This is a genomic window from Streptococcus oralis (genome assembly GCF_022749195.1).
Taxonomy (GTDB): domain Bacteria; phylum Bacillota; class Bacilli; order Lactobacillales; family Streptococcaceae; genus Streptococcus; species Streptococcus oralis_CI.
In genome coordinates, this window is the sequence record NZ_CP094226.1 from 1,477,417 (window position 1) to 1,501,203 (window position 23,787).

At 41.9% G+C, this 23,787-nt stretch carries 27 protein-coding genes and 1 pseudogene; 6 read left to right on the forward strand and 22 right to left on the reverse strand.

The features are described 5' to 3' along the window. Positions 1-193: 193 nt before the first annotated feature. The 11 genes from MP387_RS07210 to MP387_RS07260 form a co-directional block, all read right to left on the reverse strand. Entirely contained in the window at positions 194-1,291 is a 1,098-nt protein-coding gene (locus MP387_RS07210) for a nucleotidyltransferase (protein WP_242745924.1), read from the reverse strand. A 14-nt stretch (positions 1,292-1,305) separates the two neighbouring features. Beyond that, entirely contained in the window at positions 1,306-1,698 is a 393-nt protein-coding gene (locus tag MP387_RS07215) for a hypothetical protein (protein WP_000252453.1), read from the reverse strand. Between the two features lie 9 nt (positions 1,699-1,707). Further along, a complete protein-coding gene (locus MP387_RS07220; RefSeq protein WP_242745925.1) occupies positions 1,708-2,448 on the reverse strand; it encodes a class I SAM-dependent DNA methyltransferase in 741 nt (246 codons plus the stop codon). 426 nt (positions 2,449-2,874) lie between these two features. Continuing rightward, positions 2,875-3,228 carry a ribosome silencing factor gene (gene rsfS, locus MP387_RS07225; protein ID WP_242745926.1) on the reverse strand — a complete coding sequence of 118 codons (354 nt, stop codon included), beginning with the start codon at positions 3,226-3,228 and terminating at the stop codon, positions 2,875-2,877. After that, positions 3,229-3,822, reverse strand: a complete 594-nt coding sequence (gene yqeK, locus MP387_RS07230; protein ID WP_242745927.1) for a bis(5'-nucleosyl)-tetraphosphatase (symmetrical) YqeK — start codon at positions 3,820-3,822, stop codon at positions 3,229-3,231. Then, on the reverse strand, positions 3,822-4,451 hold the full coding sequence (locus tag MP387_RS07235; RefSeq protein ID WP_242745928.1) for a nicotinate-nucleotide adenylyltransferase: 630 nt from the start codon (positions 4,449-4,451) through the stop codon (positions 3,822-3,824). The genes yqeK and MP387_RS07235 overlap by 1 nt, the downstream gene beginning before the upstream one ends. A gap of 50 nt (positions 4,452-4,501) precedes the next feature. Then, complete coding sequence (yhbY, locus tag MP387_RS07240) at positions 4,502-4,813, reverse strand: ribosome assembly RNA-binding protein YhbY (RefSeq protein WP_000060171.1); 312 nt, start codon at positions 4,811-4,813, stop codon at positions 4,502-4,504. Between the two features lie 211 nt (positions 4,814-5,024). Further along, a complete protein-coding gene (gene yqeH, locus MP387_RS07245; RefSeq protein ID WP_242745929.1) occupies positions 5,025-6,131 on the reverse strand; it encodes a ribosome biogenesis GTPase YqeH in 1,107 nt (368 codons plus the stop codon). 2 nt (positions 6,132-6,133) lie between these two features. Further along, positions 6,134-6,661 carry a YqeG family HAD IIIA-type phosphatase gene (locus MP387_RS07250; protein WP_000963744.1) on the reverse strand — a complete coding sequence of 176 codons (528 nt, stop codon included), beginning with the start codon at positions 6,659-6,661 and terminating at the stop codon, positions 6,134-6,136. Positions 6,662-6,678: 17 nt separating this feature from the next. Further along, complete coding sequence (locus MP387_RS07255) at positions 6,679-7,587, reverse strand: magnesium transporter CorA family protein (protein WP_049550257.1); 909 nt, start codon at positions 7,585-7,587, stop codon at positions 6,679-6,681. Positions 7,588-7,644: 57 nt separating this feature from the next. Next, the gene (locus tag MP387_RS07260) at positions 7,645-8,205 is read right to left on the reverse strand and encodes a mechanosensitive ion channel family protein (RefSeq protein WP_242745930.1); all 561 of its coding nucleotides are present in this window, start codon (positions 8,203-8,205) and stop codon (positions 7,645-7,647) included. A gap of 149 nt (positions 8,206-8,354) precedes the next feature. Between MP387_RS07260 and sstT the strand changes: the two genes are divergently transcribed. Continuing rightward, on the forward strand, positions 8,355-9,566 hold the full coding sequence (gene sstT, locus MP387_RS07265; RefSeq protein ID WP_242745931.1) for a serine/threonine transporter SstT: 1,212 nt from the start codon (positions 8,355-8,357) through the stop codon (positions 9,564-9,566). A 49-nt stretch (positions 9,567-9,615) separates the two neighbouring features. After that, entirely contained in the window at positions 9,616-10,569 is a 954-nt protein-coding gene (locus tag MP387_RS07270; protein WP_242745932.1) for an aromatic acid exporter family protein, read from the forward strand. A gap of 102 nt (positions 10,570-10,671) precedes the next feature. Here the strand turns inward: MP387_RS07270 and MP387_RS07275 are convergent, their stop codons facing one another. The 11 genes and pseudogenes from MP387_RS07275 to MP387_RS07325 form a co-directional block, all read right to left on the reverse strand. Then, positions 10,672-11,211, reverse strand: coding sequence for a T6SS immunity protein Tdi1 domain-containing protein (locus MP387_RS07275; protein ID WP_242745933.1), 540 nt, complete (start codon positions 11,209-11,211; stop codon positions 10,672-10,674). Between the two features lie 69 nt (positions 11,212-11,280). Continuing rightward, positions 11,281-11,766, reverse strand: a complete 486-nt coding sequence (locus MP387_RS07280; protein WP_242745934.1) for an immunity protein YezG family protein — start codon at positions 11,764-11,766, stop codon at positions 11,281-11,283. 154 nt (positions 11,767-11,920) lie between these two features. After that, the gene (locus MP387_RS07285; protein WP_242745935.1) at positions 11,921-12,400 is read right to left on the reverse strand and encodes a DUF6985 domain-containing protein; all 480 of its coding nucleotides are present in this window, start codon (positions 12,398-12,400) and stop codon (positions 11,921-11,923) included. Between the two features lie 64 nt (positions 12,401-12,464). Continuing rightward, positions 12,465-12,674: pseudogene (locus MP387_RS07290) on the reverse strand (beta-carotene 15,15'-monooxygenase); the annotation flags it as partial. 308 nt (positions 12,675-12,982) lie between these two features. Continuing rightward, positions 12,983-13,555: a suppressor of fused domain protein gene (locus MP387_RS07295; RefSeq protein WP_049519358.1), complete on the reverse strand. Its 573-nt coding sequence runs from the start codon at positions 13,553-13,555 to the stop codon at positions 12,983-12,985. A 233-nt stretch (positions 13,556-13,788) separates the two neighbouring features. Then, positions 13,789-14,598 carry an Imm47 family immunity protein gene (gene imm47, locus MP387_RS07300; protein WP_242745936.1) on the reverse strand — a complete coding sequence of 270 codons (810 nt, stop codon included), beginning with the start codon at positions 14,596-14,598 and terminating at the stop codon, positions 13,789-13,791. A gap of 146 nt (positions 14,599-14,744) precedes the next feature. Next, positions 14,745-15,230: an immunity protein YezG family protein gene (locus MP387_RS07305; RefSeq protein ID WP_000414812.1), complete on the reverse strand. Its 486-nt coding sequence runs from the start codon at positions 15,228-15,230 to the stop codon at positions 14,745-14,747. A 54-nt stretch (positions 15,231-15,284) separates the two neighbouring features. Then, positions 15,285-15,944: a hypothetical protein gene (locus MP387_RS07310; protein WP_242745937.1), complete on the reverse strand. Its 660-nt coding sequence runs from the start codon at positions 15,942-15,944 to the stop codon at positions 15,285-15,287. 45 nt (positions 15,945-15,989) lie between these two features. After that, complete coding sequence (locus MP387_RS07315; protein ID WP_242745938.1) at positions 15,990-16,475, reverse strand: immunity protein YezG family protein; 486 nt, start codon at positions 16,473-16,475, stop codon at positions 15,990-15,992. Positions 16,476-17,000: 525 nt separating this feature from the next. Continuing rightward, entirely contained in the window at positions 17,001-18,545 is a 1,545-nt protein-coding gene (locus MP387_RS07320) for a peptide chain release factor 3 (protein WP_198460079.1), read from the reverse strand. A 145-nt stretch (positions 18,546-18,690) separates the two neighbouring features. Next, a complete protein-coding gene (locus MP387_RS07325) occupies positions 18,691-19,383 on the reverse strand; it encodes a YwaF family protein (protein ID WP_198460080.1) in 693 nt (230 codons plus the stop codon). Between the two features lie 164 nt (positions 19,384-19,547). Here MP387_RS07325 and gatC point away from each other — a divergent pair, with 164 nt between their 5' ends. The 4 genes from gatC (at position 19,548) to MP387_RS07345 (ending at position 23,780) form a co-directional block, all read left to right on the forward strand. After that, positions 19,548-19,850, forward strand: a complete 303-nt coding sequence (gene gatC, locus MP387_RS07330; RefSeq protein WP_198460081.1) for an Asp-tRNA(Asn)/Glu-tRNA(Gln) amidotransferase subunit GatC — start codon at positions 19,548-19,550, stop codon at positions 19,848-19,850. Next, positions 19,850-21,316, forward strand: coding sequence for an Asp-tRNA(Asn)/Glu-tRNA(Gln) amidotransferase subunit GatA (gatA, locus tag MP387_RS07335; RefSeq protein ID WP_242745939.1), 1,467 nt, complete (start codon positions 19,850-19,852; stop codon positions 21,314-21,316). Before gatC ends, gatA begins: the two co-directional genes overlap by 1 nt. Then, positions 21,316-22,761, forward strand: coding sequence for an Asp-tRNA(Asn)/Glu-tRNA(Gln) amidotransferase subunit GatB (gatB, locus tag MP387_RS07340; protein WP_242745940.1), 1,446 nt, complete (start codon positions 21,316-21,318; stop codon positions 22,759-22,761). The genes gatA and gatB overlap by 1 nt, the downstream gene beginning before the upstream one ends. A gap of 62 nt (positions 22,762-22,823) precedes the next feature. Next, entirely contained in the window at positions 22,824-23,780 is a 957-nt protein-coding gene (locus MP387_RS07345; protein ID WP_198460083.1) for a zinc-ribbon domain-containing transport protein, read from the forward strand. Positions 23,781-23,787 lie beyond the last annotated feature (7 nt).

Sequence of the window (23,787 nt, forward strand, 5' to 3'; positions counted from 1 at the left end):
CATTAAATTTGTTTATCGAATGACATACATTCCTTAATATTCTATCATAAAAAAACAATTTTCACAAACCCAAATTGAAGAGTTTTGTATGAATTTTTGAAGAAATCCCTTAGATTTTCAAGTAAAATTAAGAATCTTTAAAAATTTAAATTTCCACGAAAAACGAAGCAAAAAAGCCTACCTTTCAGTAGACTTAGTTTGTTTCTATTCTAATCGGCACTCTGCCGAAACTCTGCTCTGTGATGCTTGGGTGTCCTAGTTGGTAAATCTGGTCTGCCTTTTGAGTCATAACATCCCAAGGTTTTTTACCAATTCGGCTGACTAGATGGATCTGCCCTTTCAGAGACTTAAGATGTTGTCTGCCTTTTTCGGTAAAGCCAAGGACATGGATGGCTTCTGGCAAGTCACTTTCTCTAGCCTGCACCAAGATATAGGTCAAGAGACGTCTGACACGCGCCTTGGTGTAACGCTTGGTGGTAACCGCCTCGACCAATTCGTCAACAGACTGGGCTGTTTTGATAGCATCCTTGATGCGCACAGCCATTTCTTGATTGACCTGATAGATGGTAGTTAGGTCTGGATTTGACAAGATTTGATAGCGGAGCAAGGGAAAATAGTCATCCCAGCTTACCTTGCTCGCCAACTCAAAGAGAGCAACAGAAGGCATAAAGCGTTCTAAGAAATCTTTGTCCCTCTGGTGCTGACGGAGGGCTGTTGCAGAGGCAAAATCCACCTCCTTGTCCACAGAATGATAACCCGCTCCCTGACGCTGAATCGGCTCAAGCTTGATGTTGCGTCCTGCAACCGCCTTGGCATAGGCCAAAGCTAGAACATGATTGGGGGTATTGCCTGAAAAATCAAGACCTGTAAATTCCTTCCACATGGCTTGGGTTTTCTGAGGGTAGGAGAGTGAATCAGGTAGATTGTCCACAAAATTCTCCATCTCTTGACCACACTCTGCGTATAAGTCAGCAATTTTCTGATAATCTAGAACTTCCTCCGTCCCAAAGGCTAGAGTATCAATACCCAAGTGAGCCAAGATATCCACAGCTCCTTGACCAAAGAAATCTGCCGCCTGAACACTGACTAAAAAGGGCAATTCCACTACCAGATCCGCTCCATTTTCCAGTGCCATCTGAGCCCGTGTCCACTTGTCCACGATAGCAGGCTCTCCACGCTGCATGAAATTCCCAGACATGACAACGATTTTCAGTCCCTCCGCCTGCTCAAGCAGGTATTTGTGGCCATTATGAAAAGGATTGAATTCCGCGATAATACCTGTGATGGTCATAATGTTCTCCCATTCTAATGACGAAATCTACGATACCGCTCAGGCAATCTTCCTCTCCAGTTAAGCCATTGTTTTTCTCCTACTGGAAGGATTTCTGCCAGTTGTTCATTACTATAATTTTTTTGTAACTCAGGATAAGCTATCAACATAGTTGGTCTATGGCATCCAGCAACTGTCATTGGCCATGTTCCATACATCAGCATATGTCGGATATCATCCTCCGATTTTATTTCATTTACTAACATATCAAAAAGTTTCTTAGACATATCGTAAACGACTAACTCTGAAAATACGGTTCCTTCTTCCTGAACATAGAAGTATTGTCCATCTTTCTCCCAAAGCGTTCCATTTTGACGAATACGATTAAACTGCGAAACTTCTTCCCAAGAATATTTTGATCGAACCATATCCATCTCCTACTTCTGAGCCACAAAAAACCAACGAGTGCTTGTTTCTGTTGGCTCTTTGTCTTCAAAGTCCGCAAAGAGTTTAAAGGATTTGAATCCGGCCTGTTCCAGCAAAATATCATAGGTCAGGACCTCATAAGTCCGCTCCTCATGCACTTCATCGTGGCGACTAAAGGAACCATCCGTTTCCTTAATAAAGAAAGTCAACTCATGCACGATGGAGTGAGGAGCTTCGTCCTCGTAGGTATCCCAAAGCATGGCAAAATCTTCCGCATTTTCATGATAGGAATAACCTGGAAAAACCTCATCCGTCTGGTAAGTCGAATGCACATCAAAGATAAAAACACCATCTTCATTGAGAGCATTATAGACTTCTTTAAAAACGTCCCCGACTTCTACCTCATCCTGCATGTAGCAGATTGAGTCAGAGTAACACGTGACAAAATCATATTGACCTGCCTTAGACAAATCCAGCATATTGCCTTCCATAAAGTCAATCTTTTGCTTGGCTGAAGCAGCCCTCTTCTCCGCAATCTTCAACATATCCGCACTCAAGTCCAGTCCAGTCACATCAAAACCAGCCTGAGAGAAGCGCACTGATTGAATTCCTGTTCCACAAGCCAATTCCAAGAGTTTCTTTCTCTCCTTGGTCTTAGGCAAATGACGGAGGGAAAAATCCGTCCATTTATCGTATAAACTATCGTCCATCACAGCATCGTAAACAGCCGCAAAGGTTTCATAAGTCGCCATAAATCATGATACCAAGTCCGCCTGTAATTCGATAGAAAATTAGGAACCTGACAATGGAGCCGAGCTCCAAGGAAGGCTGTCTATTTTCCGAGAATTACAGGACGGGTTCAAATCCTTTCTAAGATACAAAGAGCGTTAAAAGCAAGGAGAAAATAGGAAACTTTCTGCTGTATCGTCAGATACAAAGGAAGTTACTCTTTTACTCGCAGCCTTTAGCTCGTGTTCAGTTCTGAAATGAACAAAACACCACACTCTTACCTTTCTATTTCTATAATCAGTCCGCCCGTAATTCGATAGAAAATGAGGAGCCTGACGATGGAGTAGAGCTCCAAGGAAGGCTGTCTACTTTCCGAGAATTACAGGACGGGTTCAAATCCTTTCTAAGATAAGCAAAGAAACTCAGTTGACTGCAACTGAGTTCATCTCCTATGCTAAAGCTTCTGAAATATCTACAGAATGCGCCTCATGCCAAAGTTTTTCAAGGTTATAGTGGGCACGCATTTCTTCTGAAAAGACATGCACAACGACAGCACCTAGGTCCAGCAGGACCCAGCCTCCCGCTGCATCGCCTTCAACATGGCTACCTTTAAAGCCTGCTTCCGCTACTTTTTCACGGATATTGTCAGCGATTGCGTCCAACTGACGGCTATTCATTGAGCTAGTGATGACAAAATAGTCCGTCACGCTGGTCAAATCTTGTACATCAAGTGCAAGGATATCCTCCGCACGTTTCTCATCAGCCGCTTTCACGACTAGTTCTAGTAATTCTTTTTCGTTCATTTAGTCCTCTTTCAAATAGTGCACAAAGGCGTTATAGGTTTCAAGGGTTTGGGGATAGATGGGAAATCCTTGGTGAGCTAGATGCTCCACGGTACGAGTTGTTTCGTAGGCCACTGCCTTATTGAGCGATAGCTCAGCAATTTCACGCGCCACGTCCACTCCAGGAAAGGCACGATTGTGCTCGATATAATCTGCGACGTAGATGACTTTATCTAGATCGGTCATCTGACCAGCACCGACTGTATGGATTTCAATAGCTCGCAGGATTTCTCGATCATGCAAATCCAAATCTTCCTGAATCTTGTAGATGCCAACCATACCATGCCAGACATTATTGCCCCAGTTTTTGAGATCAGTGTCTAGCTGATGACGGTCAATCAAGTCTAGAAATTCCTGATCTGACAGCTTTTTAGCATAATCATGAAGAAGGCCTGCTAGACCAGCTTTCTCAACATCGACTCCAAATCGCTGGGCAAGCTCTATGGCTGCACGCTCTACACCCAAACAATGGGTTAAACGTTTTTCAGGCAGAAGCTCTGCCATTCTTTCCAACAAAGCCTCTCGGGAACAGTTGATATAGTCTTGGTATGCCATCAGTAAAGCCCCTCCTTCTCGATGTAGTCTAGCACTGGCTGAGGTAGGAGAAAGTTAGGTTTCCGACCTTGGGCAATGAAGTCACGCACCATGCTGGACGAGATGTCCATGAGAGGCACATCCACCCAGATAACTGGATAGGAAGTCCCTGCCTTGTAGCGCGGGCGCTGAACTCCAACAAACTGAACCATGTCGACCAGCTCATCAATTCGGTACCACTTAGGCAGATAATCCACCATATCAGCTCCGATAATGAAGTAATAATCCGTATCTGGATGTTGCTCGGTCAAAATCTTCATAGTGTCGTAGGTGTAGGAAATGCCCTTGCGCTCTAACTCAATGGTTTCAATGTCCAGACCTTCAATCCCCTCAATCGCCAACTCAAGCATCTTGAGCCGATGGTGCTCGGGGATAGTTTCCTTTTTATCTATATGAGGTGGTTGGTATTCGGGCATAAGCAGGACCTGGTCCAGTCCCAACTGTTGTCGTACTTGGTCCGCCACAACAAGATGGGCATTGTGAACAGGGTTAAAATTTCCCCCTAAAATCCCGACTTGTTTGCGTTTTTTCTCCTTGATTTCTGGCTCCAACTCTACCTTGGTAAAGGGAGTCAATAATTCGATTGCCATAGGCTCGTCTTCCTTTAATTTTCTGTAAAAACAGTTGTTTGGAGTAGGTTTTAGATTTCTTTGACTTTCTTGGAAATCTTGCGATTTTCTTTCTTGCTGGATTGTTTATACAAAATCAAGATGCGTCCGATTTTTTGGACTGTATCCACACCGATTTCTTCTTCCAAGATTTCAGCTACTTCGTGGATGTTTTCATCTGTGTTTTGCAAGAGCGTAACTTTAATCAATTCGCGGGCGTCAAGAGCTTGACGGACGCTGGTTTTGATTTGGTCGTTGAGTCCATTTTTCCCGATTTGGATGATGGGTTTGAGGGTGTGTGCCTGGCTGTTGAGGAAGGCACGTTGTTTTGATGTTAATGACATATTCTTTCTTCCTTTTTTGATAGTTATTTTAGGTGGTGAGGGACGGTCGGAACTAATTTTCCAAAGATATCATCTTTGAAAAATGGATTTCCTGACCTCACAATTGAGCCTAGGTCTCAATTGTGCCCCTTGCCAATCTATCGATTGGCAATCACACCACGGCAATAACTATCGCTATATGAGCTCACTTTGTTCGCTCAGCTATTTTATTTTAAATGATTGCTTTTCGTGTGACGACGGCGACGCCTTCTGGTGCCCAGACGGCGACTTTGGCGGTGCCTGTTACGCGGATCCAGCCTAGGCCTGAGATGACTAGGTCTGTCTTGTCCTTAATGGTAAAGACATGTTGGACTAGTCTTGGAAAATCTTCTTTTTCCTTGCTATTTGGCGGTGTCAGAAGGGTTCCCAGATGCTTGTCATAAAAGGCACTAGCGCCTTCTAGCTTGGTACGGTGGAGTTTGAGTTCATTGTCAAAGAAGGCTGTGAAACCTTGCTTTTCACCTGCTATAAAGTCAAAGCGTCCAAGACCACCTAAAAACAGGGTTTGCTCAGGGTTAAGCTGATAGGTTTTGGGCTTGATTTCCTTTTTAGGGCTGACATACTTGAGGTTTTTAGCCGTCAAGTAGTGGGCCATCTGGTGGTGGTGGATAATCCCTGGTGTATCGTAGATATAAGATCCGTCGTCAAGCGGAATCTCAATCTTGTCCAAGGTTGTTCCTGGGAAACGCGAAGTCGTGATGACATTCTGGTCACCCGTGATTTCTTGGATAATAGCATTGATAAGGGTTGATTTTCCAACGTTGGTCACACCGACCACGTAGACATCACGGCCTTTACGGTAGTGTTCAATCTTGTCAATGACTTCCTTAATAGCATGCTTATTCTGGGCCGAAGTCAGGACGACATCCACAGGACGAAGTCCTTCTTCATGGGCACGCTCCATGAGCCACTGGCTAATCTTGCCCGGTTTAACTGACTTGGGTAGGATATCTTTCTTATTTCCGACCAAGAGAACATCATTGCCCGATACAAAACGTGGTAAGCCTGGGATGACAGAGCCATTAAAGTCAAAAATATCTATGACATTGACTACCAAGGCATCACTATCTCCCACTTCGTGCAAGAGTTTGAGGAAATCATCGTCCGTCAACTGGACATCTGTGATTTCATTGTAGTGGCGGAGACGGAAACAGCGTTGACAATAAACTTCTCCAGTCTCCAAACCTTTTTCAAGTGCCGACTGGGGAGTAAAACCAAGACCAGCCTTGTCTGTCGTCTGAATGGTTGCTCCACAACCAATACAGAGAATTTCTTCCATAGTTAAATTCCTTTTTTATATGTAATCGGTCCGTATTTTTCAGTGATTTTGCGCATGACACGGCGCTCGCGAGCTCGGTTGATTTGCGTTTTGATCGAGTCGTGTTGTACCAAGGGCTTGACCAAGATCGAGCGAATGCCTGCACGGTGAGCTGCTCGTATATCCGTCATGAGTTGGTCACCGACCATGACCACTTCATTTTTCTCGTAGTGGAATTCCTTCATTGCACGGTCAATCCCAAAGGTGAAAGGCTTCAAGGCCCAATAAACGTAATCAATCCCAAACTTCTCAACTGCGCGTTGAACACGTTTTTTGGTATTATTTGAGACCACGATAATGCGAATGCCCGCGTCTCTAAGGTCATGTAGCCATTGCTTCATCTCTGGTGTCCCATCAGGGTTGTTCCAAGCAATGAGGGTATTGTCCAAATCAACCAAAACAGCCTTGATTCCCTGCGCTTGCAGGCTTGGGACTGTCAGATCATAAACTGCTTCCACAGCAAAGTCTGGCATGTAATTTTCAATCGCCATTCTGGCTCCTTTTCTTTTTAATTTCTAGCAATATTCTTTAAACATTGGGCTAAGACTACCCATAAAATGAGACTAGCTATCAAAATATAAATCCAAGCATTTGGTTCATCTGCAAACGGTAAGGGAACATTCATTCCGAAGAATCCTGTAATAACCGCAAGGATAGCTAGTAAGACTGAGATAATTGTCAAAGTTGTCAAATTATCATTTAGATTATTATTTAGGATGTTGTTGTAAGAGGCTGAGAGTTGTTGCAAAACTTGAGAAATCAAGTCTGTCATCGAAACCAACTGGTGCGCTTCAATCATGGCATCGTCAAACTGCTCTCTTTCTACCTCATTAAAATTGCGATAAAGAGCATGCCCTTGGATGTGTTCCAAGAGGAGACGATTTTGTTTGGCAGCTGCTGTCAGGTAAACCATACCAGTTTCCAAGTCAGAGAGGGCAAAGAGATTTTTTTTAGTTGTTTTTTGACGAAGAAGTGCACTGATTTCATCCTTACTTTTATCCATCTCTTCAATCACTGGATAATAAGCATTACTAATAATCTCTAAACTGGCAAAAAGAAATTTGTAGATTGAAACAACTTCATGGCTTTCAAGGTAGGTTGCCATACGTTTAATCACATAACTATTCTTATGATTGCTAATTGTGATTAGCCGTTGTTTTTCAACGATAAAGGTCATCGGAATTGCTTCATAATATTCTTTATCTTTTTCTAAGTCAAGAACATTATAAATGAAGGTTACCGTTCCCGTTTCACGGTGATAGTCCATGTGGGCACGCTCATTTCTATCCAGAGCATACTCGATGGTTTCCTTGTCCAATCCATAGACATCCGAAAGGTCTTCCATGTTTTTAATTTTGTCTACATCAAGGTCTATCCAGGTACAATCGTGACCTAATTTTTTCTCTACAAATAGCATACTCTCTCCTTTACCAAACTCCTTCTATTGTACCACAAATCTGCTAAAATAGCCGGCCTATTCAGTACGAGATAGATTGCTGACGACGGTGATATTGCGATTGGGAACAAAGTGAAGGGCTTGATCGTCACCTCGCAGTTGCGTTGTACGGATTCCTACGCTAACGACCTTTCCAGAAACGGTAATAGGTCCATTTGTGAGAACCACTTCATCACCAACATCAAGCTGGCGCTCAAAAAGGATGAAGAAGCCATTAATGACATCGGATAGAAAGCCTTGCGCCCCCATACCAATGGCCACCCCAGCAATCCCCGCACCAGCAAGGAGACTAGAAACTGGCAAACCTAAAATAGACAGGATACAGTAGAGCAAAAAGAAATAAAGAATGTAGTTAAAGACATTCTCCAGCAAACGAGAGATGGTCTTTTGTCTTCCTGCATCCCGATTGGAAAATTTAAGTGAGGGTTTGACAATCTTTCGTACAGTCGCATGAAGCATCTTTTTAGCTATATAAAATAGTAAAAACAAAATCAAAAGAGAAATCACCTTGCTCAAGAGATTCTCTAACATGGTTGTTAAATCAAGTTTATCAAAATAGCGTTGAAAAAAATCTTGCATATAAAACTCCTTTTTCCTATTATACCATAAAATCGTCCTTCTCTTTTCTTTCATAATTATTCAATTATCGGCTCTATTTTCAAAATTTCACTTGCCTCTATAGCATATTTATACTATAATTATAAACAATACATTTGAAGGAGACTGCTATGAAACGAATCATTAGAGCCTGGACCAAGGCAAGCCTCATCAAACGAATCCTCATTGGAATGATTTTTGGAGCTACATTGGGGATGCTCTTTCCAAACTTTACAGGAATTGGTCTGCTTGGAGACCTCTTTGTAGGCGGACTGAAAGCCATCGCTCCTATTTTGGTTTTTGCCCTTGTTGCCAATGCCCTTTCCCAACACCAAAAGGGACAAAACACCAATATGAAGACGGTTATTTTCTTATACTTGCTCGGAACCTTTGCTGCTGCATTGGTAGCCGTTCTAGCTAGTTTCTTACTGCCTGTGCAAATCACCCTGACCAGTGCAAATACAGAAGTTGCTGCTCCTGACGGTATTGGTCAAGTCCTCAGCAATCTACTACTCAAACTGGTGGACAATCCCTTGAATGCCATTGTTGAAGCCAACTATATCGGGATTCTCTCTTGGGCAGTTATCTTTGGCTTGGCTATGAGAGAGGCAAGTAAACACAGCAAGGAATTACTGAAAACCATGGCGGATGTCACCTCTAAAATCGTGGAATGGATTATCAATCTAGCACCCTTTGGGATTTTAGGCTTGGTTTTCAAGACCATCTCAGACAAGGGTATTGCCAGTCTGGCCAACTACGGTGTCCTCCTAGGACTTTTGATTGCTACCATGGCCTTTGTTGCTCTCGTCATCAACCCACTCATCGCCTTTCTCTTTATGAGAAAAAATCCCTATCCACTTGTTTTGAAATGCCTACGTGTCAGTGGTATTACAGCCTTCTTCACTCGTAGCTCTGCCGCCAATATCCCTGTCAATATGAAACTCTGCCAAGATTTGGGACTGAATCCTGACACCTACTCTGTCTCCATCCCGCTTGGTTCGACCATCAACATGGCTGGCGCTGCCGTTACCATTAACATCCTGACCCTAGCTGCTGTCAATACACTCGGAATCTCGGTAGACTTTGGGACAGCATTTGTGCTCAGTGTAGTGGCTGCCATTTCTGCCTGCGGGGCATCTGGAATCGCTGGGGGATCCCTTCTCCTCATTCCTGTCGCTTGTAGCCTCTTTGGGATTTCCAACGACTTAGCTATGCAGGTTGTCGGAGTCGGTTTTGTGATCGGAGTCGTGCAAGACTCCTGCGAAACAGCCCTGAACTCTTCAACAGATGTCCTCTTTACAGCAGTTGCCGAGTATGCTACAAACCGAAAACTTCGTCCCTAGTCTCTGATTCCTCGTTAAACACTTGATTCTATTAGTTTAGGAAATTTTCATGTCTCTCACTCAACGTACGACCAAACTGATCTTAGCGACCTGTCTCGCTTGTTTACTCGCTTATTTTTTAGATTTATCATCAGCAGTTTCAGCTGGAATCATCGCTCTCTTAAGCCTCTCCGACACGCGCAGAAGCACGCTGAAATTAGCACGTAACCGCCTCTTTTCCATGCTCCTAGCGCTCGCTATCGGTGTTCTAGCCTTTCAGCTGACGGGCTTTCACATCTGGAGTCTGGGCCTCTATCTGGCTCTCTATGTCCCTCTTGCTTACAAAATGGGCTGGGAAATCGGCATCACCCCTAGCAGTGTCTTGGTCAGTCATCTCTTGGTACAGGAGTCTACCTCTCCAGAGCTCTTGCTTAATGAAGTGCTCCTCTTTCTCATCGGGACAAGCTTTGCTCTATTGGTCAACCTTTATATGCCCTCTCGTGAGAAAGCCATTCAAAGCTACCACCTTCAGGTCGAAGAAAAGTTAAAAGACATCCTGCTTCGCTTTAAATACTATCTGTCAAGAGGAGACGGACGCAATCAAGCCCAACTCGTTGATCAATTAGACAAGCTCCTCGATGAAGCTCTCAAACTGGTCTACCTGGATCACTCGGATCACCTCTTTCACCAGACGGACTACCACATCCATTACTTTGAGATGAGACAGCGACAAAGTCGTATCCTACGAAATATGGCCCAGCAGATCAATACCTGTCACCTGGCCGCAAGTGAGAGTTTGATCTTGGCCCAGCTCTTTTCAAAGATTGCTGCTCAGCTAAGTCAGACCAATCCTGCTCATGACCTACTTGATGACATCGAACGCTATCTGCAAGTCTTCCGCAATCGGAGTCTCCCCAAAACACGTGAGGAGTTTGAAACCCGTGCTACCCTCTTGCAACTACTACGCGAAGCCGAAACCTTTATCCAGGTTAAGGTCGATTTTTACCAGAAATATGGAAACTAGAACGCAAAGAACCTCAGAGGACTTCCTCTGAGGTTCTTGTGTTTTGCATTTGGAAGAGAATTTTATTCCCTCACACTGTTCTCAAAAAAGAAATAGCAACTCCTAATCGTCCATCACACCGCCTGTCAGCTGGTACATGAGGTAAATGTGCTCCAAGACTTTTACCTTATCCATGTGGTCTACATCTTTAAAGCCACCTAATGCTAGAAGTGGAACGAAACCGAAACACTCATCGTAGGCTAGTTGACCATGTTTGGCAACAGCTTGTCTATATAAATCAAGTTCAAACTTCTTTGTAATATATTCGTTATCTAAAAATCGAATGAATAAATCCAGACCCTTACAAATAATATCCAGATCCTGAATATTGTATTGGACAATTCCCACATAGGCATTCTCTTCCCAAGTAATAATATCTCCAAATGCCGTCACAAAGATTGGAAAAGCAATGTCTCCTCTGAAATAGCTATCTTGGAGAAGCTCTAGATAATCATCTGGATTGATAACTTTTAGATAACCATCAAGAAAAGTTCCTAGACCATCTTCCTGCCAAATTTGAACCAACTCAGCTGGAACTTGATTTTTATATTTTTCAATAACATCTTTGGGCATATCTGCCACTTTGACAAATTTTTCTAACATTTTATCCTCCATTTCACGATAACAGCAATACTCAAAAATCGCATTCTTCAAAATGTAATCAAGCTTACTCTACTTTTGATTATGCTCTCTTTGAAAGGCTTCCATAGCCTTGAACTTCTCTAGTTCTTTTTCGTTAGCTGGTTGCTTGCCGAGGTATTTGTATTCAAATAAGTCCATTCGAGAACTTGGACCATAACCACTTTCCAACCATGGAGCATAGTCAAAGTCGACCGAAAGTTTATTGCTTTCATCTAAATGGATGATACAAAAATACCAATCTGCTTGGTCATTCTCTAAAAATATTTTTTTCAGTTCTTGTGCTTTTTCAAATAAAATGTCGTATTCTTTATCAAACACTTCACTTGATAGTGAGTATAAACTTGGAATATCTAAAAAATATTGATACTCATTCAAGCTTTTAAAAAAGAAATAAGCCCCTCCACTGTAGGTCTTGTCCATCTCGATTACAATATACAAATCATCCCACTCAACTGGAATCATATCGTTGACTTGATGCACGATTTCGATAATTTTTTCATTAATCTGTTGTTCCATATTTCCCTCCAATTCATTCTATCATTGTTCCGCTACAATCCTAGTATACCACAAAGAATGCTTTCCACGTTTTCCTAGCTAAAAACCACCCTTGGAGTGGTTAAGTCACAATCAGTTTTCTCCTGAATCAGTCCGTTATCAAGAAAGAAACTATCTATAAAAGTATATCTTGAGGACCAATCTCAGACAATAGGCCATTGGTAAATTTTATCCCTAGTCCGTTATCCTTGTCCCAATCACAATCACATAAAAAACCAACTTCTTCAACAGTTTCATCAAAAGTTAAAGGAAACACAATTTGTTTGGGTTTCAACAGAGAAAAAATTTCTTCTTCATTTCCAATTTTATCTAAAAAATATTGTTTTTCTTTGCTATCGGTATAACCAGAAACAATCTCTGAGATTTCATTATGATAGTAAGACACAACAGCAGCATTCGCTTCTTTTATCATTTCATCTTGATGCTCCTTAAAAAAGACATAGGCTCTTTCTTGATTGACTTCAAATTCTCCATCGTCATCTGCATCAATAATCATTTCTAAAACATACTCCTTACCAAAAATAGTAAGGGTCATATCTTGAGTCCAACCATAATTAAATGTTAGTTTACCAAAAATATGATGATTCAATTCCATTATTTACAACTGCCTCTCTAGAATCCTAATATATTTTACTGCTCTGTTTAGAACTCCGATTTCCTCACGTTCTCTCTTCCTGCAGCTGTCCACTTTTAACCAGCTTTTTATAGTATCGTTTACTGTACCATTCTCGATCCGATATCTTTAAATAAGCCTTATACTCTTCTGGGTATTTGTGGATATAGTAGGCTTGAAAGATATGGACATTGATCATAAAAGAGATAAAATGAGCTCCAATGACAAACCAAACCGGCAAAAACAAGTCTAAAATACGGATGTCTTTCATTTTTCATCTCCAAATTTCATCTAGCAGAACGTCGTATATCCTTGAGAATTTTCTATTTGAGGAGGACACCACATAGCACTATCGTAGTAGCTACACCTCGCTTCCTTAAAGATACAGCACTCACTTTCTGGGATTTGACTGTTCCCTAACACCTAGTTACACGTTTCGCTCTCCGGTTCTTTCTTAAACAAGATTTTCCCTTGGCTGTATAGCTTCATAATCTTCACAAAACGAACGGGATTGTTTTGGTTGTACACCAAAAAGAGTATATAGAACAGAAGATAAAAAATTTATTACACTACAGAAGGTCTCATAAAATCATAAACATCTATCTGATGCTCTTCAAACAATGCTTCTAACTTCTGCGCTCCTACTTCAGCTCCATGCTTTTCTATAAATTGAAGCTCAGCTTCTGTAATAGGGATAGCTTGTAGCCACGTAACATACTCTTCATCAAAATCGAAAGACTCCAGTTCCCACAAGAAAGGCTGAGTGAAAAATATATGATTTACTTTCGCATTTGGGTAGTAATTTCTAATTATATTTGGATAGACTGCACCAGGAGAGATACTATATTCTCCTCTCACGATATTAAAACCACAGTCTGCTATAATATTTGGAAAGTATTCCAGCTCTGCATCAGCTGCCCCAATGATTTCAACTCTTAAAGGCTTATCATTTATTCGACGATAAATGGTATATTCTGATAAACCGATTGTTGCTGCAGTTGTTAAATAATCGTCCGGACGGTTCTCTCCAATAAATATATCTAATTTGTTATCGTGATTTCTAAATGTATAGGCTTGAGGAACTCCCCCTACAGCTCTGGCTATTTCCTGTGCAATTTTAATTTTATCGTATTTCATTTGATTCTCCTCTTAATGTTTGGTCCAGCATGAGCTATGTTATCTTTCAGTTTCACTACACTCTTATGGAAATTCTCACAAAAGGCGTTAGAGTTTGATGATACCTCTGCCAGATTATCACCAAATTAACTGACTCTACAATCCCAGTATACCATAAACCCTATGGACTAGCGTTTGGAAAACAATAAAAGACCACCTCGAGGGTAGTCCTTTGTTATCAATCGCCCATTTCATTATTTTACAAGTTCTTCAACTGGATGGCCGTAAAAATATTTCATACCTTCCGTCCAGTCTTTGTCTGATAAGTCATCAATATAACCAACCATCAAATCAATTTCATTTTTTGAAATAAGAGTATTGGTGTCTACTGGGACCTGCTTGCCTGTATAAATAGAAAGAAGGGAAGCCTGAAGATAAAGATGGTATTTCTGTTCCTTTTGAGCAGCGATGTATAGAGCAGTCATAATTTCTTGTGTAAACAAACCAGGAAAAACCTGAAGAGTTTTGTAATAATAGCAATCTAAGTTCTTGTTCTTTATTACATCAAAATATAAACTTCCAACTTCTTCTAATCTTGCATTTTCCTCTATAATTGAACGATAGTTGAGAAAGCTATCCAAAGCATCTTGAATAGCGTACTCCACTTCGGTTTCTGTATCTTCCCACTCCTCCCACAGAGTAAGAAGGTAAGGAACGACTTCATAGGACATTGTTTCCACAGCGCCAGCGACAAAAGTAAATACCGCAAATTCTGAAGCCGAACTTAAAAAATGAAAATTTTCAACCTTTTTTAAATCATTATGTGTACAAACTGAACAAAACAATCGAATACAAAGATTGAGCACTGCTTCATCTTTTGTCTGGTTCATCAAGTCAATCAGCAAGTTTTTTACTGTAAAATCTCCCTTTTTTAAGATTTCAGCAATCAGCAATACACATTCTCTCTCATCATTTACTGAAAGTAAGCCCCTTTTTAAATCTTCCAGCGCTACTGAACTAACGTGACCGAACGACATTCCTGTCATTAACAGTTTGTTTCCCATACCCATTCTCCTTTTATCTCAATACTTTTTTTGGAAATTTCTTGCTTGCTTTTTGACCGATGCTAAGTTATCACCAAATTTACTGACTCTACACTCCCAGTATACCATAAAAGACCACCTCGAGGGGGGCCGTTTATCAGTTCAAACTATTTTACATTATGTTCCTGCTGGAAGGCTTCCATAGCTTTGAACTGTTCTAGTTCTTTTTCATTAGCCGGCTGCTTGCCAAGGTATTTGTATTCAAAAAAATCCATTTGTTGGCCTGAGGTAAACCCACTCTCGAACCAAGGTGCGTAGTCAAATGTAGCAGTCAATTTTGTACCAATAATCTTTATAACACATGTTGTCCATAAAGCCTGCTCTTCATTTTTAAAGATTTCCCTCAATTCCCAAGCTAATTTGAAGGTGCGTCTTTCATTTTCTCTAAATTCTGAATTAGGCAACTTATACTTCTTGGGAATAAAAAGATTATAAATATAGTCACTTTTTCCTTCTTCGTTGAAGAAATAGTAGACTTCTCCACCATCAAAAGTCAGGGTAATATTAATAAAAAGATTTTCCCAAGCTACAGGTATAGTCTTATGGACACTCTGAGCAATTTCCATCACTTTCTCATTAATCTGTTTTTCCATATGTTCCTCCGGTTTGGTTTATACATTTCAGGACAAGCATGGGACCTAGACTTCCTAATCCGCCTTGAGTTTTTCTTTACAGTAATCAACGATGTATTCATTTATCCATTTACTCTTATTTTGGAATTTTCCAAGTTTATGCTTTGCGATCAAATCTTCTGCCATTTGAAGTGCTTCTTGGTATTGTTCACGGTGGATCATTAACAGTATTCCCATCAAGTCATGGCAGGCAGGATTTGGTGAATTTTCGACTGCATAAGCGTAAAAATCTTCAAAAGTTAGGAAACCATCTATAAGCTTTAAGACTTCTTCATGGGTCTCTGAGAGCACTTCGAAAACCTTGGTTTCAACCTTTTCTAAGTCAAGGTCCTCCATCGTCCAGTCTTCAGTAGCTATCTTATCCGGTAGAGAAAATTTATCGACTGTAAAAGCTCCAACTGCCCGAAGACTCATTGGTTCCTGCGAATTACTCGCCATATCAAAAACTTCCCAAAAAATATCATCAATGATATAGGGTTTGATGTAAGGACTAACGATAACACGAAACTCATTATCTGGGAAATTAATATTAATCCTGTACGAAACCAAATAGTCTCCTACTTTGTTGAAATAGGCCCAATCTCGAGACTTTAATTGTAATTTTTTTGCTGCATTGCGCTGAACTTTTTTCAATTCTTTTTTTAGTTGTTTATCTATTTTTGAAAATTTCACCATTGAATTACCTCACTAATCTGATTTTATTCTTCTTATCCAAGCAAACTATTTTACATTATGTTCCTGCTGGAAGGCTTCCATGGCCTTGAACTGCTCTAGTTCTTTTTCGTTTCTTGGTTCAAATCCTAGAAATTGATATCTGAAAAAGTTCATTCGAGCAGTTGGTCCAAAATTACTTTTCAACCATGGAGCATAGTCATAGTCGACTGAAAGCTTGTTATTTTCATCCAAATGGATGATACAAATATACCAATCTGCCAAGTCATTTTCAATAAACACTCTTTTCAGATCTTCTGATTTATCAAATAATATATCACTTTGGTTAAATACTTCATCCTGCGATAACCCAAAATCTCTGGGAAGGTATAAATTATAATGATATTCACCTTCATACTTAAAATAAAAATATGCACTTCCACTATATGTCTTATCCATCTCGATTACAATATACAAATCATCCCACTCAACTGGAATCATATCATTGGCTTGATGCACGATTTCGATAATTTTTTCATTCATTTGTTGTTCCATATTTTCCTCCGGTTGGTGTATTCAAATTTTATCTGTATCTCTAGTATACCATAAAGAACAGAAACCAACTTACTCTTATAAAATTTGCTCAAATAGGGCAACATCACCTCAATAAAACAGTAAAATAGACCAATCATATCGCGAGGTACAGCAACTTTCTATCCTTTCCAACAAAAAAATCCACGAATCGAAACCATTCGTGGGATTTTTTACGAAGCATTAAAGTAAAATGCCATACTGATTAGTAGACACAAAGAGGCGAAAACGATTATTTTTCGCCGATGAATTAGTGAGGCAGGTTGCTAGCCCTCTCACTACCCGTTACAACGGAAAAATCCACGAATCGATAATATTCGTGGATTTTTCCTAGTGAAGCGTTTAGGTAAGCCGATTTTACACTACGACACGGAGTTTGGCAAATCGGTTCTATTTGCCAAACGTAGTTAGTAAGGCAGTTAGCTAGTTCGCCAAATAGCGACTAGCGTCCAACAATTAGGAACTTTAGTTCCAATTGTTGGTGCTGAGTTACATCTTCTCCTCCAACTCTACGTCTGGATACTTATCCGCAAACCAGCGAAGGGCAAAGTCATTTTCAAAGAGGAAGACTGGTTGGTCAAAACGGTCTTTGGCCAAGATATTGCGGCTTGAGGACATCCGTTCATCCAAGTCCTCAGGCTTGATCCAACGAACGGTCTTTTTACCCATCGGGCTCATGACTACTTCTGCATTGTACTCGCCTTCCATGCGGTGCTTAAAGACTTCAAACTGAAGTTGTCCGACAGCACCCAGCATGTACTCGCCTGTTTGGTAATTCTTATAAAGCTGAATAGCTCCTTCCTGCACCAATTGTTCGATACCCTTGTGGAAGGATTTTTGCTTCATGACGTTCTTAGCAGAAACTTTCATGAAAATCTCAGGGGTAAAGGTTGGCAGTGGTTCAAATTCAAACTTGTTTTTTCCAACCGTCAAGGTGTCCCCAACCTGATAAGTACCTGTATCGTAAACCCCGATGATATCTCCTGCAACAGCGTTTGTCACATTCTCACGACTTTCCGCCATAAACTGGGTAACATTAGAAAGCTTGGCAGTCTTACCAGTACGAGGCAGATTGACACTCATCCCTCGCTCAAACTCACCTGATACGATACGGACAAAGGCAATGCGGTCACGGTGACGAGGGTCCATGTTGGCTTGGATTTTAAAGACAAATCCAGAAAAATCCTTGTCATAAGGATCGACAATTTCGCCGTCTGTTTTCTTGTGTCCATGTGGCTCTGGAGCAAACTTAAGGAAAGTCTCAAGGAAGGTCTGCACACCAAAGTTAGTCAAGGCTGATCCAAAAAATACCGGAGTCAAATCACCTGCAAGAATAGCTTCCTCCGAGAATTCATTTCCAGCTTCATTCAAAAGTTCAATATCCTCTTTGACTTGCTCGTAGAATGGATTGTTGCCAAAGAGCTTGTCCCCATCTTCTAGACTGGCAAAACGCTCATCCCCTTTATAGAGTTCCAAGCGTTGGTTATAGAGGTCATACAAGCCTTCAAAGGCTTTCCCCATCCCGATGGGCCAGTTCATCGGATAGCTGGCAATACCTAGGACTTCTTCCAACTCCTGCAAGAGATCCAGTGGCTCACGACCATCACGGTCCAGCTTGTTCATAAAGGTAAAGACTGGAATGCCACGGTGCTTGACAACCTCAAACAATTTCTTGGTTTGGGCCTCGATACCCTTGGCAGAATCGACGACCATGACCGCAGCATCCACCGCCATTAAGGTACGATAGGTATCCTCTGAGAAATCCTCGTGCCCTGGAGTGTCTAGGATGTTGACGCGTTTGCCGTCGTAGTCAAATTGCATCACAGATGAAGTGACCGAAATCCCACGTTGTTTCTCGATATCCATCCAGTCAGACTTAGCAAAAGTCCCTGTTTTCTTCCCTTTTACAGTACCAGCCTCACGAATCTCGCCCCCAAAGTAGAGCAACTGCTCAGTGATGGTTGTTTTCCCCGCGTCCGGGTGGGAGATGATGGCAAAGGTACGGCGTTTCTTAATTTCTTCTTGAATAGTCATATCTTCTCTTTCTTTTCTTTTAGGATAATAGTGAATGCTATATTTTATTTTATATTTTTACATCGGAATATTCCAATCCTTTCAACTTACCTATTATAGCGAATTTCAGGGAGTTTTTCAATTGCTCATCTGATGAAAAGGTAAGCTAGAGTACTGATTTTACCTGATTTCTCTTTTGCCACCGTTTCTTGAACAAGATATCAAAGAGAACCAGAGCCAGCGAAAGGATGACGGACACAAGAAGATATTTTAACCACAAGGGGGCATCCGGAATAAAAGGTGTCTTGTTTAACAAACCATAATTTCCACCCGTCACCTGATTAACCCCAACTAGAAAGAGGTTGAGAATAAAGGTATAGGCTACAATCATATATTTCTTGAGCAAGGTCTTGTCATAGTGATTCATCAAGTAAATCAAGGAATTCACTAGAAGGGCATAGTGCCCAATCAAAAATGAAAAGCTGGTGATATGGGGAAAATCATAGGGGTCAAAAACGGGGTAAACCAGCGCAAAGACCGCTCCACTTGCTCCTAAGAGGGCGAAATATTGCTTGCTCCGCCATTTATCTGGCAAGAAAACCACCGCAAACATAGCCAAACGGCAATGATAAAAAGGAAGGCTATTAGAAAAGGGAATTCCAAAACCAACATACCAACTATAAAGGGCTAGTAACTGGAGGATCTGAATCCCCTTAAACAAGCGGACAAATTTCGGATTATTGTGATAAGCAAGTGCTCCATAAATACAAAGCACTAAAGTAAGCATCATAATCCCATACCAAAAGAGTGAAATGGGAGGAGGAACCGTTTGAGATCTGGTGATAAATTGATGGAACATATTCTATCCTAACTCTTATTTTTTCTATTCTCTAGTTTAACCATTATAGCGAATTAAAAGCGATTTTTCAATTTCTATTTCTTTTCAGTTTGGCTCCCTTATTTATAGGAAAATATGGTAAAATAGAACAGACTAAAAATCATCATTTCACGAAAGGATGCAAGATGAAAATTACGCAAGAAGAGGTAACACACGTTGCCAATCTTTCAAAATTAAAATTCTCTGAAGAAGAAACTGCTGCCTTTGCGACAACCTTGTCTAAAATTGTTGACATGGTTGAATTGCTAGGCGAAGTGAACACAACTGGTGTCGCACCTACTACGACCATGGCTGACCGCAAGACTGTACTCCGCCCTGATGTGGCTGAAGAAGGAACAGACCGCGATCGCTTGTTTAAAAACGTACCTGAAAAAGAAAACTACTATATCAAGGTACCAGCTATCCTAGACGATGGAGGAGATGCCTAATGACTTTTAATAACAAAACTATTGAAGACTTGCACAACCTCCTTGTCTCTAAGGAAATTTCAGCAACTGAATTGATCCAAGCAACGCTTGAAGATATCAAGTCTCGTGAGGAAGCCCTCAATTCATTTGTCACTATCGCTGAAGAACAAGCCCTTGCGCAAGCTAAGGCTATTGATGAAGCTGGAATTGACGCGGACAATGTTCTTTCAGGAATTCCACTGGCTGTTAAGGATAATATCTCTACCGACGGTATCCTCACAACTGCTGCCTCAAAAATGCTCTACAACTACGAGCCTATCTTTGATGCGACAGCCGTTGCCAATGCCAAAGCCAAATGTATGATTGTTGTTGGGAAAACCAACATGGACGAGTTTGCCATGGGTGGTTCAGGTGAGACTTCCCACTATGGTACCACTAAAAATGCTTGGGACCACAGCAAGGTTCCTGGTGGTTCATCAAGTGGTTCAGCCGCAGCTGTAGCTTCAGGGCAAGTCCGCTTGTCACTTGGTTCTGATACGGGTGGTTCCATCCGCCAACCTGCCGCCTTCAACGGGATTGTTGGTCTCAAACCAACCTACGGAACGGTTTCTCGTTTCGGTCTCATTGCCTTCGGTAGCTCATTAGACCAGATTGGCCCTTTCGCTCCAACTGTTAAAGAAAATGCCCTCTTGCTCAATGCGATTGCCAGCGAAGATGCTAAAGACTCTACTTCTGCTCCTGTCCGCATTGCCGACTTTACTTCAAAAATTGGTCAAGACATCAAGGGAATGAAAATTGCTTTGCCTAAGGAATACCTTGGTGAAGGGATTGACCCAGAGGTTAAGGAAACCATTCTGAATGCAGCCAAACACTTTGAAAAACTTGGTGCCATCGTCGAAGAAGTCAGCCTTCCTCACTCTAAATACGGTGTTGCCGTTTACTACATCATCGCTTCATCAGAAGCCTCATCAAACTTGCAACGCTTTGACGGTATCCGTTATGGCTACCGCGCAGAAGATGCAAGCAACCTTGATGAAATCTATGTAAACAGCCGTAGCCAAGGTTTCGGTGAAGAAGTGAAACGCCGTATCATGCTTGGAACATTTAGCCTTTCATCAGGTTACTATGATGCCTACTACAAGAAAGCTGGTCAGGTCCGTACCCTCATTATCCAAGATTTCGAAAACGTCTTTGCGGATTACGACTTAATTTTGGGACCAACTGCACCAAGCGTTGCCTACGACTTGGATTCTCTCAACCACGACCCAGTTGCCATGTACTTGGCTGATCTTTTGACCATCCCCGTCAACTTGGCAGGTCTTCCAGGAATTTCGATTCCTGCTGGATTTGCTCAAGGTCTCCCAGTCGGTCTCCAATTGATCGGTCCTAAATACTCTGAGGAAACCATTTACCAAGCTGCTGCTGCCTTTGAAGCAACAACAGACTACCACAAACAACAACCCGTGATTTTTGGAGGTGACAACTAATGAACTTTGAAACAGTCATTGGACTTGAAGTCCACGTAGAGCTCAACACCAATTCAAAAATCTTCTCACCTACTTCTGCCCACTTTGGAAATGACCAAAATGCCAACACTAACGTGATTGACTGGTCCTTCCCAGGAGTTCTGCCAGTTCTCAATAAAGGTGTTGTCGATGCTGGTATCAAGGCAGCTCTTGCCCTCAATATGGACATCCACAAGAAGATGCACTTTGACCGCAAGAACTACTTCTATCCTGATAATCCAAAAGCCTACCAAATTTCTCAGTTTGATGAACCAATCGGCTACAACGGCTGGATTGAAGTGGAGCTAGAAGACGGCACGACTAAGAAAATCGGTATCGAACGCGCTCACCTAGAAGAAGATGCTGGTAAAAATACCCACGGTACAGATGGCTACTCTTATGTAGACCTCAACCGCCAAGGGGTGCCTTTGATTGAGATCGTGTCTGAAGCCGACATGCGTTCTCCTGAAGAAGCCTATGCTTATCTAACTGCCCTCAAGGAAGTCATCCAGTACGCTGGCATTTCAGACGTTAAGATGGAAGAAGGTTCTATGCGTGTGGATGCTAACATCTCGCTTCGTCCTTATGGTCAAGAAGAATTCGGTACCAAAACTGAGTTGAAAAACCTCAACTCCTTCTCGAACGTTCGCAAGGGTCTTGAGTACGAAGTCCAACGTCAGGCTGAAATTCTTCGCTCAGGTGGTCAAATCCGCCAAGAAACACGCCGTTACGATGAAGCTAACAAGGCAACCATCCTCATGCGTGTCAAGGAAGGCGCTGCTGACTACCGCTACTTCCCAGAACCAGACCTACCCCTCTTTGAAATCTCAGATGAGTGGATTGAGGAAATGCGCACTGAATTGCCAGAGTTTCCAAAGGAACGCCGTGCACGCTACGTTGCTGACCTTGGCTTGTCAGACTACGATGCTAGTCAGTTGACTGCAAATAAGGTCACTTCTGACTTCTTTGAAAAAGCTGTTGCACTCGGTGGCGATGCCAAACAAGTTTCTAACTGGCTCCAAGGTGAAGTTGCTCAGTTCTTGAACGCCGAAGGTAAAACACTAGAACAAATCGAATTGACACCAGAAAACTTGGTAGAAATGATTGCCATCATCGAAGACGGCACGATCTCTTCTAAGATTGCCAAGAAAGTCTTTGTCCACCTAGCTAAAAATGGCGGTGGCGCGCGTGAATACGTGGAAAAAGCAGGCTTGGTGCAAATCTCAGATCCAGATGTTCTGATTCCAATCATCCACCAAGTCTTTGCGGATAACGAAGCTGCCGTTGCCGACTTCAAGTCAGGCAAACGCAACGCAGACAAGGCCTTCACAGGATTCCTTATGAAGGCAACCAAAGGCCAAGCCAACCCACAAGTTGCCCTTAAACTCCTTGCACAAGAATTGGCGAAGTTGAAAGAAAGTGAGTAATTCGCTAGTAGCCACCCAGTAGTCTAGCCAACTACCTTTCCAATCATATAGTTAGGAGACACATGAAGAAGTTTTATGCTCTTTTAATGACCTGTTTATTACTTGTTTTTCTATCCGTGCCTCAACTCGTTGATGCGGGTGTCGGACATTCCAGAAGTGGAGGGAGTAGCCGCAGTAGCTCCAGAAGTAGCAGCCGCTCAAGTGGAGGTGGAAGTCGTTCTGGTGGCTCATCCTACCACTACTACCGCTCTGGATATGGATCATCCTCTGACAGTTCTGCTAGCTCTCCCTACCTAGGATTTATGTTCATATTAGTCGGAGGAATCATACTAGTTGTTATCGTCAAATCCTTGCAGAATAAATCTGGAGATTCGAGTTCAACCTATACTAGTAATGATTATCAAACGCTCCACCATCGAGTTGAGCACAACACACTGGCCATTAGTCGTGTGACATACGGGGATCCAAACTTTGACGCGGAAGCCTTCACATCTTGGGTTAAGGAAGTCTACCTTAAATTGCAGGTTGCCTGGACTGAAAAAAATTGGAACTCTGTCCGCGCTTTGGAAAGCACCAGTCTCTACTCTCAACATAGCACCCAACTCGAAGACCATATTCGAGCTAAAACAACCAATGTTTTAGAGAAAGTTTGTATCGAAAATGTTCGCATCAAGGAATTTATTGAAAATCCTGATGGAAACGACACCTTAGTGGTGATCCTGTCATCTACCTTGCGTGACTATGTCATTGATGATGAGACTCGCCGTGTCCTTGAAGGAGACCCTAAAAAAGATCTCTTCACCGTGTATCAATTGAACTTTATCCGTCAACACGGTAGCCAAACGCAAGCAGTCAATCCAGACGAAGTTGTGAGCGACCACTGTCCAAACTGTGGCGCCCCTTTGAAAATCTCTGCAGTTAGCGAGTGCGACTACTGTGGTGCCAATCTCTCTCGCAGTCCAAACCAATGGGTACTCGATACCTATGATGTTGTGGATGAAGACGAGCTTTATAATTAGGAGGAAT